We start from the raw sequence: 18839 nt of genomic DNA, 5'->3' as shown, positions 1-18839 counted from the left end.
TTACACCTCGTTTTATTTACTAGAAAACTCTTCCTTTAAGTATGCTCCTGCCTTTTCTATTGACTTGATTACCAAAATCTCTGTTGAGTCGACAAAGAAGTCATCAGGAAGCTTCTCATCCTTTTTGATAATAGATAGCTCAGTACAGCCCAAAATCGCACAGTCGCATCCATTAGCCTTTAATACATCCACTATTTCGTTGAACACATCCATATCTGCCTTTTTACCAGCCTTGACATCATCATATATTATTTTCATGACCTTTTTCTGCATATCATCATCAAGGATATAGTAGTCAACTCCCTTTGACTGACACATAGACTGGTATAGACCTGTTTTAATATTGCCAGTAGTTGCCATGATTCCGATCTTTTTGTGACCCTTCTTAATGGCATGACCAACTGTCTCCTCCAACATATTGAGAATTGGAACATTGATTGAGTCCTTGATCTTATCATAGAAGTAGTGGGCTGTATTACAAGTCAATACCATAAAATCAACCCCACAAGCCTCTAATCTCTTTGCATCCTCTATTATATAGTCTAAGGGACTATCATCTGATTGGCCAACTATGTAGGCTGTCCTATCAGGTGTGGATGCCCTATTTACTATTATCATGTCTACATGGTCCTGGTCACACTTGGCATCTGTCATCTCTACCATCAAATCGTAAAAATAAACTGTCGCCATTGGTCCAAGTCCACCTAGCACACCAATTGTCTTATTTGCTTTCATATAATTCTCCATCATCTTAACTAGTTCAAGTCTTAAATACAAGTTCTAAGATAGAACCTATATATAAACAAACTCCTAGTATTTTGTACAGTATTTATTAAATTTCCTTCTCTGGTTCAGTCCAAATAAGAATATATATAGACTCCTCTTGAAGTTACCAGATAGATCATATTTGTAGTGGTAGGCAGAACCGCTCTTACCTTCCTTAACTAGGACCTTACATCTCTTAACCAAGGTCTTGTCCTTTACAAAATCATAGACAACACTCGCTGGTATTACATGCCAGAAAAATGGGTCCTTCTGTATCTTCAGATCCATTTCCTTATTGTATACCCTGTCCTCTACAACATACTTGGCTATATTGTTGCCTGATGCAGTGACATAGTTGTTAGACCTACCCTGTCTAAGGTTGATTTCAAATACCTTGAACTTACCATCCCTATCATCATACTTGATATCAAAATTGGAGAAACCTACATAACCTATCTTCTCCAAGAATTCCTTGTACTTTTCCATCAACTCTTTTTCGTACTCCGTTATGATGGCTGCATGGTTACCTATTCCCTTTGGAGTATGCTCCTCTAGTAGGACGTGGCCTAGACACATCATCTTTACCTTGCCATTTTGGTCTGAGTAGCAAGTCAATACCCTCATATGGTCATCTTCACCAGGTATTAGGTCCTGGATTATCATTGACTTTTCATAGCCATGTGAATAACAGTCCTTGATGATCTTGTCAAACTCTTCCTGGTTGTTGGCAACATAGGCCTTATTCATACCCTCAAATGGGTTCTGGAAGAACGATATAGAATCAGATGCCTTTACTATTACTGGATAGTTAAAACCAAAGTCCCTAGTAGCATCTCCCTTGTTGTATATGTAAGTCTTTGGGTAATCAAGACCATATTCCTCACATACATTATAGAATGATTCCTTTTCAACAAGTCTGTTTTTAAGGTCTGAGCAAATGTAAGGAACAATAAAATACTTACTTAATTCATCTCTATGGTCGATTATTAGTTCAGCATACTCGTCAGTGCAACCCATCAGTATCAACTTTTCGTCATCAGAATGTTTCTTGGCTTCGTCAATTAATATGCCTACAAACTTATCAGGGTCATTGATGTCAGGAGTCACCCTAAAATCTATAAACCTACTATCCTTTGTAGCACCGAGATAGTACCTTCCAAAAGCTATAGACGTAACACCGTAAGCTTCATGGTAGGCCCTTGCAACAGAATAGCAATTTAAATCTCCACCGCATAGTATTGGCTGAATCTTAATATTTTCCATTTGTATTCACCTCTTATATTTATTGTATATTAATTACTAGTTTGTCCTTGTATATCCTATAGGTAGATTGCCCTAACGACACTACTACCCATTAAATATAATATCTCATAATGGATATATTTGCAAGGTTTGGGGCAAATAAAAGGGGTATAGTATCAATACTAACCCCTCTTTACATTTTTTATAAAGTTAACACCTATATTTTTACCTATCTGCCTTACATATTTTAAATCCGCTAATAATAGCATCTCCCACAAGGTCATCTGTCCCATTTACTATCCTGTCCCTATATGATATATCTGCTGGAGACCCACTTGGCCACCTAGAATCAAACCACTCCAAAAACCTATCCCTATCATACCTAATAGGAAGTGCCTCTATATATAGACCATCCAAACATTCCCTATATATAGCCTTGTCACTAGCCCTCTTAGATATCCTCGTAAGCAATCCAAAATTTTCACCCTCAAAATTAGGCATCCCCGATGCACCATTGTTTATAACTGCATTTTTACCATCTGAATACGCAGCTGGAGCACAAGTATGGGTACAAGCTATTATATCTATATCGTGTTCTTCAAACCAAGCCTTAAGGTCTTCTTGCCTAGATTTATCCGATAGATTTTCTCTAGAACACTTCCAACCTGCCAAAGACTCCTCATCCCCATGTGTGATAGCTATCCTTTTACCTCCAAGAGAAACTACCATGGCCTTTTGCCTTTCCTTTAAGATGTCTATCATTTCTTTTTCTTGGTAGATATTAGACTTCATCATGGAATGAATGAGGTTTGACCTATCTACTGCGCCATCATCTACACAGTCTGGATATGAACAACCACAACCAACATTTATATCAGATTCCCTGATTAGCTCGGCCTCAACATTACCCAATATCTCATAATGACTAGGCTTATTCACATCAGAATCAAAACTTATATTATTTATACCTTCTTCTATTTTTTTGAAGTCTTTTAACTCTATGTCAAACCAATGTATATCTCCATTAAACATTATAATTGGTTCATAATCTTCATCAAGTCTCATTTTCTCAATTTCCTTGAGAGCCTCATGATTACCGTACAGGCCTCCTACAACATATATGGTATCTGCATTTATATCATTTGTTTTATCAGTATATATTCTTTGGTCTACCCTATAATCTATGGGGCAAGTTCTACCTGGTCTATTCATAACTTATCTCCTTTAATCATCTATATATATATTATTATACCCTGTATAGCTAATAAAAGCAAAATACAGGGCCTTAATAATGTCTTTTTTATATAGTTTTTAACTTGTCTTTTCACCAAAAACTAGGCCAGCCACAATATAAGCTAATGTACAAGCAATCAAGCCATATAGGTTGACTCCTAGTAACATTGCATACTTTCCTGTGCCTATATCAAACCAAGCTGGTATAGCATTAAAGGTCATTGCAAATCCCAATATGATTCCTATCCAAAAACTAAGGTGGAAGCCTATTTTAGTAGGTCTAACAAGGCCATGCAATAAGAATACTGGAGCAAGACCAATGACCATTGTACCACTTATAGTAGTAGCTTTTAGGATGTCTGTTCCTAAGATCATAGGCAGATTACCTACTAAAGCTATAATCACCATAACCAACATACCTAATTTTCTAGACTTATCTCCAAGATCTCTTCCTGTCATTCTAGGAAGATCATAGGCAGTAAGCTTGGCCAAACTTGAAAATGTCGAATCTAGAGTAGATCCTGCTGCCGATACCATTACAGCTATCATAAGGAAATAGGCCCCTGTACCAAGAGTCCTTCCTAAGTCTGCAGGTACATTGTCTGATATAGCCATACCTGTGATTTTGGCATGTATACCTATAAAGGAAAATACAACAATAGCTATAAATCCTAGCAACCCTGAAACTATAAAGGCCTTTAACATTGTTTTTTCTTCAGATACAAAACCTCTATCAGTAAGAACTGGATCATGAAATGGATAAGAAAATATCTGTAGAATTGATACTAGTAACATATCTACACCTGCATCAATCTTCCAACTACCTGTTGTTAGCATTTCTCCTACAGTATGGTGTGGCATGATTATAGCTACAACCCACACTACAAATACTACAAAAATTATTGCCTGTATAGTGTCTGTAACTATAGAACTTCTTAGACCACCCTTCATTGAATATACCAAGGTAATAAGGGTAAATACCACTGCTGCAATTATAAACTCCTTGCTACCTGACTTACCGTAATATCCACCGACAACTGATGTATTTGACCAGACTTCATTAAATAATCTAATAAGTATAGCAGCTGAAAATGCAACCGCTGCTCCATGGCCGTAGTTTTCAGTCAAGAAACTCACAAGACCCTTGGCAGCATATCTAGTCCTCAACCTATAAATAGCAAAACCAGCTAGCGGTATACACAACCAGTAGGCTGCATAGGCAACTCCACCCACTATTCCATAAGTAGCTCCTAAGTTTGCAGCATTTGTAACTGATTTGGCAAATATCCAACTTATAAAAATACTTGCTGTCAGCATAAATGGAGATGCTGATTTTCCATCCTTATCATGCCCCATAAAAAATCCGCCGACACTTTCTACTTTTGGAGACAGTACCATCATTATAAGTCCATATACTATCAAGAATCCCCAAAATAATAACCCGATTTCCATCTAAATAAATTACCTCCTGTTAATAAAATATAATGACTGTCTACACTACTTATAATTGACAGTTACTCTATATAATAACATGATTTTAAATTGTTTTAATATACCTTGTATAATATTTTGTAATTTTTAAGTTTTTCTTAAAAAACGCCCCTTGGGTTTAAAACCCAAGAGACGAATATTCCGTGTTTTTTCAAATTGTCTATATATTTATACAGATCAAACTATCTAATACCAACTCTTCCAGCTTCTGCCTTAACAGACTTGCCTTCTGATACTTCTATAGTCTTACCAGCTTCAAGGTTTGTAAATATAACAGGTGTTATAGTTTCATAACCCTTTGACTTTATAAATTCAAGGTCCATATGAGCTAACTTGTCTCCAGCCTTTACCTTATCGCCAACTGAGCAGAATAATTCAAATCCTTCTCCTTCTAGCTTAACTGTATCTATACCCATATGAATTAATACCTCTAATCCATCGTCTGTAGCTACTATTATAGCATGCTTTGTAGGGAATATCATTCCTACTTCACCGCTTACTGGTGAGTATATATCTCCATCTTCTGTCTGGGCTGCAAATCCTTCACCCATTAGCTTCTGTGAGAATACTTCATCATTAACCTTTGATAGGTCATGGATAGTTCCATTAACTGGTGCCAAAACTTCTAGAGATGAGTCTAAATCAAGTATTTTCTTAGGTTCTTCTTCAACCTTAGTTGCCATACCATCAACATAAGCATCTTCTACTGTTGAGCTTTCAAGATATTCTTCAAGGTTTGACTTGATTATAGATACCTTTGGTCCGTATATAACCTGAACACCTGAACCAGACTTGATGACACCAGCAGCTCCTGTAGCCTTAAGTACGTCATCCTTTACCTTCTTAGAATCAACAACAACACACCTAAGTCTTGTAATACAGTTGTCAACACTTTCTATGTTTGACTTTCCACCTAGACCATGAACTATAGCTATTGATAATTCATCATCACTTGCATTTGCACCCTTTGAAGATGCCTTACCCTTTTTAGCATTTACATCAGCCTTAGTATATAACTTAACTTCAGCATTTGCATCATCTTCTCTACCCGGAGTCTTAAGGTTAAACTTCTTTATTAGGAAGCTGAATAGGAAGTAGTAAACTACAAAGTAACCTATACCTGCTATAACTATTCCAATCCAGTTTGTCTTTGACTGACCCTGTAGTATACCAAATAGTGTCATATCTATTAGACCACCTGAGAATGTCATACCAACTGCAACCTTCATGATGTGCATTAACATATAAGCTAGACCTGCAAATATACAGTGAATTAGATATAGGAAAGGAGCAACGAATAAGAATGTGAATTCTATTGGCTCAGTTATACCTGTAAGCATTGATGTAAGTGCTGCTGAGAATAAAAGACCACCTACTAGCTTTCTCTTTTCAGGCTTTGCAGTTTTGTACATAGCAAGAGCTGCACCTGGTAAACCAAATATCATTAGTGGGAACTTACCAGCCATAAATCTTGTAGCATCAACACTGAACTTCTGTACTGTCGGATCAGCTAGCTGAGCAAAGAATATATTCTGAGCACCTTCCACCATCTTCCCACCAACTTCTAGAGTACCACCAACTGATGTCTGCCAGAAAGGTAGGTAGAACACGTGGTGAAGACCGAATGGTATTAGGATTCTTTCCATGAAACCATATATCCAAGTACCAAAGTATCCAGATACTCTTACCAACTGACCAACCTGGTTGATACCTAACTGAACTGTAGGCCATACGTAGAACATTAATATACCAACAACTAAGTATACTATAGCTGTTATAATTGGCACAAATCTAGTTCCTGAGAAGAATGATAATGCCTGTGGTAACTGGATCTTGTAGAACTTGTTGTGTAGATAAGCGACACCAAGACCAACTATGATACCACCGAATACACCCATCTGAAGTGACTGGATACCAACTGTCATAGCAACAGAACCTGCAAGCATCTTGTCCGCTCCACCATTAACTGTAATCATAGCTGCTATAGCAGTATGCATAATGAAGAATGATAGCGCACCAGCAAGTGCTGCAACAGCCTTTTCAGCCTTAGCCATACCTATTGCAACACCCATCGCAAATAGGATTGGAAGATTGGCGAATACTACTTCACCTGCCTGAGACATAACTGTTAGCAATGAGTTTGCAAATGTCCCAGGACCTAATACTGCTGTTAAATTGTAGGCTTCTATTGTTGTTGGATTAGTAAATGAACCACCTATACCCAAGAAAAGACCAGCTACTGGTAGAATTGCTATTGGAAGCATGAATGATCTACCAATTCTTTGTAAAATACCAAAAATTTTGCTTTCTCCCATGAGAAATACCTCCTATAATTTTATAAATATATTTTTGAAAATTAAATGCCGATTACTAAAATTCCAAATTTCAAGAGTGCAAGATTACGAGCTCTAAAACTTACTAGTGCAGGCAAAATTCAAACTGTTTAAATAACAAAATAAAAAGACCTAAGTAATGGATTTTGCAAAATAGACAGCGCCCTATACCACAGTGCTAGCACCAAAATATAGAGATAAATAATACCAATAAATAAATTAAGATATATACTCACTCACCCTATTTACACAAATCTTCCATACACCTAAGTCTTGCCTTCTTCAGTAACAACCCCAGAATCATGTATCTTGAATTTGTTTGAGACCCTCTCGATATGCATAGTCAAATACAGCTTTTCATCATCCGACAAATACTGTCCATAGTTGTTGGATACATACTCCTCTATTTTTTCTACACAACCGTAGGCCTTATCATATTTAATTTTCACAACTTCAAACAATTCTCGACTATTGTCTTCCCTGTGATCGCTAGCCAGAAGTCTCTTTGCAAAAAATCTAACGTGCGTCACAAGCCTTTCATAGTCCAAATCGCTCTCTCTGTAGTCTATTTTATAATAATATCGTATAATATTCAAGACATCCTTTAAAATTTTCAAAACTTTTATATCTTGCTGATATTTTTCAGACTTACCCTGGTAGTAAGAATTTACTATGTGGACTGCAATAAAGGCGGCTTCGTCCTGTCCCAAGTCAATACCGAGTCTATCCTTTATATAGTTTACAGCTATCATACCTGCCTCAAACTCCTTGGAATAAACACGCTTAATTTGGTATAGAATAGTATTTCTAACCACAATCCCCTCTTTGTTCCTTTTTAGAGCAAATGCGATATGGTCTGCAAGGGCTGGATATATGTATTCATACAAGTTTTCCCCTAGAAAATCTTCGATCCTATTCACTATAGAGTTGGTCATTTCAAATATTTCAGGATCTATTTCACTTGCAAGACTGACAATCCTATTCATGATACTATCATCACTAGATATAAACTTCTTTTCTATCTTCTCAATGTCAACCTGCATACCCTTCTTTTTCTGAAAACCAATACCTGCACCAGTAAGTATAAATTCTTTGCCCTCTATATCATCTCTGACAAGGACGACATTATTATTAAAAATTTGCTTTATTACCATACTACTCCACCCCTACTGATTAAAGATATACTCACTATTGTCAATTATACCCCAAAAATATCTATATAGCAAATATATTTACTAAAATCTCCTATATATTTTAAATTTCCACTTATATATTTAGCCATATTTGTTAGCTATATTATAAGGCTAATATTTGTAGTATTTATCTATATATTTTCTATATAGTTCCATTGTGTTTTATACTTATTTGCAATCGTTGATACTAGAATAAAACATCGGTGGCCAAATCCAATTAAGGACTTGACCACCGACGCTATTATTTTTTTATTTTTAATTTGCAAATGACTTGTTTAACAAGATTTATTTTTCAGCTAATTTCTTGTAGCCTTCATATCTATCACGAGCATTTTCTTCAGCCATAGTGAATAGTTCTTCTGACTGTTCTGGGAACATCTTAGCTATTGAAGCATATCTGTTCTGACCCAATATGAACTCTCTGAATGATTCAGTTGGTTCCTTAGAATCAAGGATGAATGGGTTCTTACCTTCAGCCTTAAGTTCTGGGTTAAATCTGTATAGGTGCCAGTATCCAGCCTTAACTGCATCAGCTTCGTTTTCAACTGATTTACCCATACCCTTCTTAATACCGTGGTTGATACATGGAGCGTAAGCTATGATTAGAGATGGTCCATCATGCTTTTCAGCTTCCATTATAGCCTTAAGAACCTGGTTCTTATCAGCACCGATAGCAACCTGAGCAACGTATACGTTACCGTAAGTAGCAGCCATCATACCAAGGTCTTTCTTCTTAGATCTCTTACCTGAAGCAGCGAACTTAGCCATGGCAGCAGCTGGAGTAGCCTTAGAAGACTGTCCACCAGTATTTGAGTAAACTTCTGTATCGAATACAAGTACGTTTACATCTTCACCTGATGCAAGAACGTGGTCAAGTCCACCGTAACCGATGTCATATGCCCAACCGTCTCCACCAAGAATCCAGTTAGATCTCTTAACAAAGTAGTCTTTTAATTCTACAAGTGGCTTAACTACTTCTGGGAACTTACCTTCTCTATCTAAATCTTCAACTAAAGTTGTGAATACATTACTTGTAGCTATTGTAGTTTCACCGTTGAACATATTTTCAAGGTATGAATCAACAACATTCTTGTCATCTCCAGATACTAGTTCAGATAATTCCTTAGCTAGACCTTCTACCTTGCTTCTAAGCTGAGTAACAGCTAGGTACATACCATATCCATATTCAGCATTGTCTTCGAATAGTGAGTTTGCCCATGATGGACCCTTACCTTCGTGGTTAACTGTGTATGGAGTTGATGGAGCTGAAGCACCCCAGATTGAAGAACAACCTGTAGCATTTGCAACCATCATTCTTGGTCCAAATAACTGAGTAACAAGCTTCATGTAAGCTGTTTCACCACAACCAGCACAAGCACCTGAGAACTCAAGAAGTGGCTGTCTGAACTGTGATCCCTTTATAGTTGTAGCAGGCATTACATCTGGCTTAGCAGATACCTTAGAGAAGTCAGTTGCAAAGTACCAGTTTTCTTCCTGTACTTCCTTCTGTTCTTCCATTGGCTTCATAACAAGAGCCTTAGTCTTAGCTGGACAAACGTCAGCACAGTTACCACAACCTGTACAGTCCATAGCAGATACCTGTATTCTGTACTGTAGGTTTTCTAAGCCCTTACCCATTGCCTTCTTAGTATTGAAGTTTTCTGGAGCATTCTTAGCTTCTTCTTCTGTTAATAAGAATGGTCTAATAGCAGCGTGTGGACATACTAATGAACACTGGTTACACTGGATACAGTTGTCTATCTGCCATTCAGGAACATCAACAGCTATACATCTCTTTTCGTATGCAGCAGTACCCTGAGGGAATCTACCGTCTTCTCTACCTAAGAATGCAGATACTGGAAGTGAGTTACCTTCAACAGCTGTCATTGGTCTTAGGATATTCTTGATGAATTCTGGTTCGTTGTTATCAACTACTGCTTCTTCATCTGCAACGTCAGCCCAAGAAGCTGGAACATCTATCTTAACAAGAGCATCTATACCCTTATCAACTGCAGCATAGTTCATGTTGACAACCTTGTCACCCTTCTTGCCGTAAGTCTTCTTTATAGAATCCTTTAGGTATCCAACAGCATCTTCTACTGGTATTATATCAGCTAGTTTGAAGAATGCTGACTGACAGATCATGTTTATTCTGTTTCCTAGTCCTATTTCCTTAGCTATGTTAACAGCATCTATAGTGTAGAACTGGATGTCATTTCTAGCTATGTATCTCTTTAACTTAGCTGGTAAATGTTCTTCTATTTCTTCTGGTGACCAGATAGTGTTAAGTACGAATGTACCACCCTTTCTTAGTCCCTTGATTACATCATACTGATATACGTAGCTCTGCTTATGACATGCTATATAATCAGCTTCGTCAAGTAGGTAAGTAGCTCTGATTGGAGTATCACCGAATCTTAAGTGAGACATTGTTATACCACCAGACTTCTTAGAGTCATAGTCAAAGTAAGCCTGAGCGTACTTGTTAGTGTTGTCACCGATAATCTTGATAGCCTGCTTGTTAGCACCAACAGTACCGTCTGAGCCAAGACCCCAGAACTTACATCTTACAGTACCAGGAGCAGCAATCTTAACTTCTTCTGAAGAAGAGATTGAGTGGTTTGTAACATCATCTACTATTGATATAACGAATCTATCCTTAGGAACATCTGATACAAGGTTTTCGAATGCAGCGTTTAGGTCAGTTGGAGTAACGTCCTTTGAACCAAGACCGTATCTACCACCGATTACCATAGGAGCATTTTCCTTACCATAGTAAACATCTCTTACGTCTAAGTATAGAGGTTCACCTATTGAACCTGGTTCCTTAGTTCTATCCATAACAACGATTCTCTCAACAGTCTTAGGCATCTTGTCTAAGAAATGCTTAACTGAGAAAGGTCTGTAAAGGTGTATCTTTAAGATACCGTATTTTCCGCCTCTAGCGTTTAATACATCTATTAATTCTTCAGCAGCTTCTGTAACAGAACCCATAGCTACCATTACATACTTAGCATCTTCTGCACCATAGTAATCAAATAGGCCATGTGGTCTGCCAGTTAACTCTGACATCTTGTTCATATATTTTTCAACTATTCCTACCATATCATCGTAGAACTTGTTAGATACTTCTCTTGTCTGGAAGTAAATATCAGGGTTCTGAGCAGTACCCCTAGTCATTGGATGGTTTGGAGAAAGTGAGTTATCTCTAAAGTCCTTAACTGCATCGAAGTTAAGAAGCTTAGCATAGTCTTCATTTTCCATTAATTCAACCTTCTGGATTTCGTGAGAAGTTCTGAATCCATCGAAGAAGTGAATGAAAGGTAATCTACCTTCTATTGCAGCCAAGTGAGCTACTGGAGCTATATCAGCTACTTCCTGTACTGATCCAGATGCTAGTAAACAACATCCTGTCATTCTCGCAGCCATAACGTCCTGATGGTCACCGAATATAGAAAGTGCCTGAGATGCAAGCGCACGTGCTGAAACATGGAATACACCTGGTAATAATTCACCAGCAACCTTGTACATATTTGGTAACATCAAAAGAAGTCCCTGAGAAGCAGTATAAGTAGATGTAAGTGCACCACCAGCTAAAGAACCGTGGAAAGCACCTGCAGCTCCACCTTCAGACTGCATTTCAACAACCTTGACAACCTGACCGAATATGTTCTTTCTTCCCTGAGAAGCCCATTCGTCAACAACTTCTGCCATTGTTGAAGATGGTGTGATCGGATATATAGCAGCTACGTCTGTAAAGCAATATGATACGTGGGCAGCGGCTGTATTTCCGTCAACAGTTTTCAAAAATTTTGCCATTACTAATTCCTCCTTAAGAAATTTAAAAGTTAAGTATAATGTTTCTTGTATACAATATGAAACAAATAAATAAAATAACCTACCTTTACCTTACTTAACAATGTAAGCGTAAAATAAAAAAATAGAATTACCTTTATCATGAATTTATCCCATATTAAATTACAATTAAATAACTGAGAATTTATATCATTATTTCTAATAAAATAAATATAATTCAATTATCAAGCTTAATTATACTAGACTTATGAGAAAAAATCAATCATATTACAAAATTATCTTTGTCTAATTATAATCATATTATAGGTGCTTTATTGACCATTTTTACTTTACATTATTACACATAATCCATCATTTAATTTCATATCTTATCATCACACCCTAATTAAAAAAAATATGTAAATTAAGTAAAAACCTTTTTGAGTTTAATCTTTATTTTAAAACTTTTGTAAAAAAAACAACCCCAACATAAGAAAAATATTATGTCGGGGTAGAATATATTTTGTGTAATTTTTATCATTTAATAAAGGCTAAGAGGATATCATCCTTCTTATCATCATCAACTGAGAAATGTTTAATGAGTTTGTCCAGCCTTTTTTTAATGGTTTTCTCGTCGCTATCTATATTATCAGATAAGAATTCGACTAGTCTTTCATGGCCAAATTCCTCATGTTCCTGATTCTTCATCTCAATTATACCATCAGTAAACATACACATAGCCTTGCACTTGTCTTTTGAAAAGTCTATCTCTATCTGCGAATACTGTTCATTGTTAATTATACCAATTGGGATACCCTTGGCATCAGTATCTATTTCAACATACTTGTTGTCATTATCAAATATTATAGGTTGGTAGTGGCCTGCATTGGCAAGCTCCAACTTGTTTGTATTTTTATTGATAGCGCCAACCACTACGGTGGCATATGCACCCATATTATCAAACTCATTGTACAAGTTTTTATTTAATTTAGTTATTATTTCTTTAGGGTTTGGAACCTTTCTGACTAGAACTTCAAAAGCACCCTTAATCAAGGCAACCATGTAGTTGGCGACTATACCATGCCCCATTACATCTGCCAATATAAATATAACCCTGTCATCTACAAGCATAGAATGGTAAAAATCTCCACCTACGACCTTAGCTGGTTTCATAAAATAGAACAAGTCACGATCTGCAAATTTTTTCATACTATTATTGTCCATTATCAGTTTTTGCTGGTGTTTTAGTACAACTAATTCATCATTTATGGCCTTGTTTTCCTCTAGTTTTTCGCTGTAATCATAGCTCTTAACACTAGTTGCAATCTGTTTAGCAAGAGCTCCAATTATATTGAAATCATCTTCAGTGTATACCTTATCACCCACTGCCAAAATTACTAACATTGATTTTGAATCAATTATGACCTTATAAAAAATCCTATTCGTATATGACTTTCCATCAACCAAAACTTCACCATCTGTTTTGCCATAATCATATATTCTGTGGTCTTTTAAAATTATAGGCATCCTTGCTGCAAGACTATTTATAGCATTCTGGTCGTTGGCACATGTAAACTTCTGACCCATAGGACCACCATTTTCACCTATATTATAAATATTGACCATAGAAAACTTACTATCAGTAGTATCAGCTACGACATTTGCCATCTTTTGCAAATAGTAGAATATGTCCTGAGTTGAAAATAACCTTTTTGAAGCCTTGTTTATATTTGTAATAGACTGCCTTAACTTGCCTATCAACTTATTTATACCATCATTCTTTTCAGTTATGGAAATTGAAAGCGACATCATTGACGCGACCTGAGTTATAAAGTCTATGTCTTCTGGCTTGAGTTTTTCCTGGTCAGAAAGATAGCATGTCATAAATCCGATTACCTTGTCGTTTATTATAAACGGAAAAATAGCCCTACCAATATAGCCCTCGTTAATAGCTAGGTTCTCCTCCCCCTTGGCTTTCTCATTTTTAAATATATCATCAACTATAACTACCTTCTTCTCTTCTACAGCCTCATGGATATAGTCCGGATACACAGAAAAATCTATCTTAGCTCCATACTCCTCGTTCTGCGGAAAAATCTTAGGTATATAGTTTAGGGTGGATGAGCATACTAGGTGGGCATAGTTGTAGTCATTGTTGTAGAATAAATTCACACAAGCCTTAGTAGGATGTACTACAGCCAACATATTGTTTATAATCTGATCTTTTACTTCATAAAAGTTGTCTGACTGAGTAACTATTCTGGAAATCTCAACTAGACTCCTCATTCTCTTGTATTCATTCATAACCAAACCTCCCAAGCTATAAACTAGTCTATCTCCACTTCCCTTAAAATAACAACGGTTATCACTTATTTAATATTATACGATAGTGTGTATGACATTGTCAATCACCTGTCTTATAATGTATTTTTAAAAATGCGCCTTAATAATTAAATTTTATAATAGGTCTTATTTTATGTTTTATTAGATTAAATATATATTTATTCGACATAATTATATGAATATTTTGTTTTTATATCTAGATTTTTTCGAATTTTTGATGTATCATTAAACTAGAGGTGATGTAGATGCAGTTTATTCATTTGGATTTACAAACTAGGTATAATATTTACACTCACACAAAGAGAGTTTTAAGAAAGTACCAAAAAGGTATTATTTCTGGAAAACTTACTTCGGATCAATTTGTAGACAATATGCTAAGAGATAAATCTATTGTTGAAATTTTAAATAGAATCCCTATTTCTTCAAAAGAATTTAGATCTACCTATAAGGATTACGTAGACAAGCTAATAGATATACAGAACGAGACTCTTGCAGCTAATAAGTATAGGTCAAAAACGAACTCATCAAGTAAGGCTGAATACTCTAGCATATTTAAACTCAACAAATTACTTAAGGATAGCGGTTTCTATTTATCAATGCCAACGCAGTACCTATCTCAAAAAGACATAGAAAGTATAGAAAAATTTATCATGACCGGCAAAATTGATTTAGGTGAAGAGAAGATTTACCACTATGTTTGTAAATAAATAAAGAGGGGCTTTTGCCCCTCTTTATTTATTTTATCTGTTTTTTATATATAACAAACTAGTATTTAGTATCACATATTTATATATCACAAGCTCTTCTTTAATATAGGATAATATTTATATACCAGATCCATTTGCTTGGGCTGCATTTATGCCTGCTAGATAGGCTGTTGAGTATGCAATTTGAAGGTTATAACCTCCTGTAAAGGCATCAACATCTATAATCTCACCGCAAAAATAAAGATTTTTTACTATCTTTGACTCCATGGTAGATGGATTAATTTCTTTTACATTTATACCACCTGATGTAACTATGGCTTCATCTATAGGTCTTGTTGACTTTATATGGAATTTTATAGATTTGATAAGGCCCACCAAGTTATGTCTTTCTTGTCTAGTAATCTGGTGAACCAATTTTTTTCTATCTATTCCAGATTCATCAATTATATAGCCGATTATAGACTTTGGAAGCAACTTAACTAGCGAGTTTTCAAAATCCTTGTTAGAAAATTCTTCAAAATCCCTCTGCAATCTCTTATCTAATTTTTCAAATGAAAGGGCAGGTTTTAGGTCCAATTCAACCTCGTAATCACCCTTATCAGATATATAGCAAGATGCTGACTTAATGATTGGGCCATCTATTCCATAATCCCTAAATTCCAACTCACCAAAATCACTATATATAGGCTTAGCGTTTTTTAAGAGTTTAATACTTACATTCCTCAAGTTTAGGCCCACCAAGTCACTACTAGGTCTAGGCATAGTCTCAAGCCCTACCAAGGAAGGACTAAGCTCTGTACAAGTATGTCCTAACTTCTTAGACATTTTATAGCCGTCTCCTGTTGAACCAGTAAGTGGATAGGACTTGCCACCAGTAGCTAGGATAATAGAGTCGCAAGATACAAGGTCATTTTCAGCAGTCCTAAGACCTAGTATGTTCTTATCTTTATCAACTTCTATAGATTTGACCCTATTGTTCAAAATCAACTTGACACCTGCATCCTTAATCATCCTATCAAATGTATTAACTACATCAATAGCCTTGTCGCTCTCAGGGAATACCCTCTGTCCCCTTTCGATCTTGATTTTAAGCCCATATGACTTAAATAGGTCCATAGCCATGTCATTGGAAAATGAATAGATTCCACTGTACATAAAATTACCATTTTTGTAGATGTTTTTTATTATATCTTCAGGATCTTGGGCATTGGTTATATTACACCTACCCTTTCCTGTTATCCTTAGTTTCTTGCCTATAATTGGATTTCTTTCAAATATAGTCACATCTGCACCCGATTTTGCTGCATGATAGGCAGCCATCATACCGGCTGGTCCTGCACCAACAACCAAAACTTTCTTCATACTTGCCTCCTAGTCAATCCATCCAAAATGTTTACATGCATACTCTATGCCGTCATCATCTGCATCTTTTGTGACAAAGTCTGCAAGGTCCTTTAGAGAATCTACTGAGTTTCCCATTGCAATTTTGGTCCATTCAGGCCTAAACATTTTTATATCATTTGTATTATCTCCAAAAACAACTATATCCTCGTCCTTGATATCCATTATTTTCATCAGTTTCTTTATGCCCTTGGACTTATCATCTGGTTCTATTATTATATAGTGGTCAGAATACCTAGTGTAGGTAACATTCTTAAGACCTTCAAGCCTTGCCTCTTCTTCTAAATTGAGATATGCAAACCCCTTGTATATAGTATCATAGTCCCTGATATTCATATTTTCTACAATGGTTGTGTCCATATATGATTTTAGTCTAAGTATTTTTTCCATAGCATCTGGAAATGTCCTATCTTTTGTATACCACATCCTTGTATCGTCAAGGCATATACTCCAAGGTATATTTTTTTCTTCAAACTCATCGACAATGGATATTACCATATCCCTGTCAAGCGGTTCTATATCAACCTTTCCATCTACTACTAGACCATTTCCACCGTCTGTCACCATGTTGTTTATACCCAAGTCTTGGCAAAAGTCCTTGGCCATAACGTGCATCCTGCCTGTAGCAATAGACACATAGTGCCCCTTGTCTTGTAGGGCTTTTATGGCTCTTCTTGTAGACTCAGGTACAACCCTGGGAAATCCAATAGCTATAGTATTGTCTATATCAAAGAAAAAATATTTTCTTTTTCCCATCCTAGATATCCTCTACCATTGCTATATAAGGAAGATTTCTGTACTTTTCATCATAGTCTATACCATATCCTACAATGAACTTATCTTCAATAGTAAATCCAACATAGTCTACATCAATATGTACCTTTCTTCTTTCAGGCTTGTCCAATAGAGTACATAGCTTTAATGACTTAGGATTTCTTGTCATTAGTGTATCGTATAAGTTTCTAAGAGTAGCTCCTGAATCTATTATATCCTCAACTATAAGGACATTTTTTCCCTCTATATCAACGTCTAGGTCTTTTAGTATCTTCACTGTTCCTGAAGACTCTGTACCACTACCGTAACTAGAAACGCTCATAAAGTCTATATTTACATTTAAGTCTATCTTTCTCATAAGGTCAGCAACAAATACACTTGCCCCCTTTAATATACCCACAAGCAGTATATCCTGTCCTTCATAATCTTTCTGGATTTTTCCAGCAAGTTCTACAACCTTCTTTTCAATTTCTTCCTGACTTAGCATAGTCCCTGTAATCTGATACATATTTTTCTCCTTACTTTAATTATAATAGGTGAATTCCTGCTGCTGCACAGTCTTTTACCATGCCCTTTGGCCATATACCAACCTGCACCTCACCTATATGAGCCTTCCTTAGGAAGAATAGACAAATTCTTGACTGTCCTATACCTCCACCGATAGTATATGGTAGGTCACCATTTAATAGGTCTCTATGGTATTCAAATTTCTTTCTATCCTCTGCTCCTGCAATTTCAAGCTGTCTTTCAAGGGCTTCTTCATCAACTCTTATACCCATTGAAGACAACTCTATTACGTCATCTAGAACAGGGTTGTAGAATAGGAAGTCTCCATTCAAGTCCCAATCATCGTAGTCAGGAGATCTACCATCGTGTTTTTCACCTGATTCTAGGGCCTTTCCTATTCCTGTTAAGAATACAGCCTTGTGTCTTTTTACTATTTCTCTCTCTCTTTCCTTGGCTGTTAGGTTTGGCCATTCATCCTCTAGCTCCTGTGATGATACGAAAGTTATTTCATCTGGAAGAAGTGGTTCAAAGTCTGGATACTTAGATAATATAAAATCATCTGTCCTCTTAAATACATCGAATATTTTTCTTACAATCCACTCTAACTTTTCATAAGTCCTGTCTGATTTTTCTATATGGTATTCCCAGTCCCATTGGTCTACATAAAGAGAATGTAGGTTGTCTAGGTCTTCATCCTTTCTGATGGCATTCATATCTGTGTATATACCTTCATTTACAGGTATTTCATACTTCTTTATGGCTGTTCTCTTCCACTTTGCTAATGAATGTACTATCTCAGCCTTTTTATTTAAAAATGGAACTGTAAATGAAACTGGTGTTTCAATACCATTTAAATTATCATTAGTGCCTGTCTCTGGAAGAACAAATAGTGGAGATGATACTCTAAGTAGGTTTAACTCACTCGCTAGTTCATTCTGGAAAAAGTCCTTTAACTCCTTTATAGCTTTCTGTGTCTCTAAGACACCCATTTCGCATTTGTAATCTTTTGGTATTATCATTACCATAATACACATCCTCCTGTTTACTTTAATTTA

13 protein-coding genes are annotated in these 18839 nt (G+C 36.1%); 1 reads left to right on the top strand and 12 read right to left on the bottom strand.

Going from position 1 to position 18839, the window contains the following annotated elements; translation table 11 throughout:
• Positions 1–12: 12 nt before the first annotated feature.
• From cuyB to F823_RS0102605, 8 genes are all read right to left on the bottom strand, one after another.
• Entirely contained in the window at positions 13–735 is a 723-nt protein-coding gene (gene cuyB / locus F823_RS0102640; RefSeq protein ID WP_019595349.1) for a cysteate racemase, read from the bottom strand.
• A 75-nt stretch (positions 736–810) separates the two neighbouring features.
• Entirely contained in the window at positions 811–2028 is a 1218-nt protein-coding gene (locus tag F823_RS0102635) for a carboxylate--amine ligase (RefSeq protein ID WP_002844777.1), read from the bottom strand.
• 204 nt (positions 2029–2232) lie between these two features.
• Entirely contained in the window at positions 2233–3219 is a 987-nt protein-coding gene (locus F823_RS0102630) for a hypothetical protein (protein ID WP_002844776.1), read from the bottom strand.
• Positions 3220–3318: 99 nt separating this feature from the next.
• Positions 3319–4692 (bottom strand): sodium:solute symporter family transporter, encoded by a 1374-nt coding sequence (locus F823_RS0102625; protein WP_002844775.1) that lies wholly within the window; start codon positions 4690–4692, stop codon positions 3319–3321.
• A gap of 221 nt (positions 4693–4913) precedes the next feature.
• Positions 4914–7046, bottom strand: a complete 2133-nt coding sequence (locus tag F823_RS10495) for a PTS sugar transporter subunit IIABC (protein ID WP_002843799.1) — start codon at positions 7044–7046, stop codon at positions 4914–4916.
• A gap of 284 nt (positions 7047–7330) precedes the next feature.
• The gene (gene licT / locus F823_RS0102615) at positions 7331–8218 is read right to left on the bottom strand and encodes a BglG family transcription antiterminator LicT (RefSeq protein ID WP_002844773.1); all 888 of its coding nucleotides are present in this window, start codon (positions 8216–8218) and stop codon (positions 7331–7333) included.
• Positions 8219–8542: 324 nt separating this feature from the next.
• Positions 8543–12076, bottom strand: coding sequence for a pyruvate:ferredoxin (flavodoxin) oxidoreductase (nifJ, locus tag F823_RS0102610; protein ID WP_002844772.1), 3534 nt, complete (start codon positions 12074–12076; stop codon positions 8543–8545).
• A 513-nt stretch (positions 12077–12589) separates the two neighbouring features.
• Positions 12590–14356, bottom strand: coding sequence for a GAF domain-containing SpoIIE family protein phosphatase (locus tag F823_RS0102605; RefSeq protein ID WP_002844771.1), 1767 nt, complete (start codon positions 14354–14356; stop codon positions 12590–12592).
• A gap of 284 nt (positions 14357–14640) precedes the next feature.
• Between F823_RS0102605 and F823_RS0102600 the strand changes: the two genes are divergently transcribed.
• Entirely contained in the window at positions 14641–15102 is a 462-nt protein-coding gene (locus F823_RS0102600) for a hypothetical protein (protein ID WP_002844770.1), read from the top strand.
• Positions 15103–15219: 117 nt separating this feature from the next.
• Here the strand turns inward: F823_RS0102600 and F823_RS0102595 are convergent, their stop codons facing one another.
• Genes F823_RS0102595 through asnA form a run of 4 tightly spaced genes read right to left on the bottom strand, consistent with a single transcriptional unit; the run spans position 15220 to position 18809 of the window.
• Positions 15220–16464, bottom strand: coding sequence for a BaiN/RdsA family NAD(P)/FAD-dependent oxidoreductase (locus tag F823_RS0102595; RefSeq protein WP_002844769.1), 1245 nt, complete (start codon positions 16462–16464; stop codon positions 15220–15222).
• A gap of 9 nt (positions 16465–16473) precedes the next feature.
• Positions 16474–17259 (bottom strand): HAD-IIB family hydrolase, encoded by a 786-nt coding sequence (locus tag F823_RS0102590; protein ID WP_002843819.1) that lies wholly within the window; start codon positions 17257–17259, stop codon positions 16474–16476.
• Position 17260: 1 nt separating this feature from the next.
• Complete coding sequence (gene hpt / locus F823_RS0102585) at positions 17261–17785, bottom strand: hypoxanthine phosphoribosyltransferase (protein WP_002843759.1); 525 nt, start codon at positions 17783–17785, stop codon at positions 17261–17263.
• A gap of 19 nt (positions 17786–17804) precedes the next feature.
• A complete protein-coding gene (gene asnA / locus F823_RS0102580) occupies positions 17805–18809 on the bottom strand; it encodes an aspartate--ammonia ligase (RefSeq protein WP_002843785.1) in 1005 nt (334 codons plus the stop codon).
• Positions 18810–18839 lie beyond the last annotated feature (30 nt).

This window comes from Peptostreptococcus anaerobius VPI 4330 = DSM 2949, assembly GCF_000381525.1.
In the GTDB taxonomy this organism is placed as follows: domain Bacteria; phylum Bacillota; class Clostridia; order Peptostreptococcales; family Peptostreptococcaceae; genus Peptostreptococcus; species Peptostreptococcus anaerobius.
Note: the sequence above shows the minus strand (reverse complement) of the source record. Positions and strands in the feature narration are given on the sequence as shown.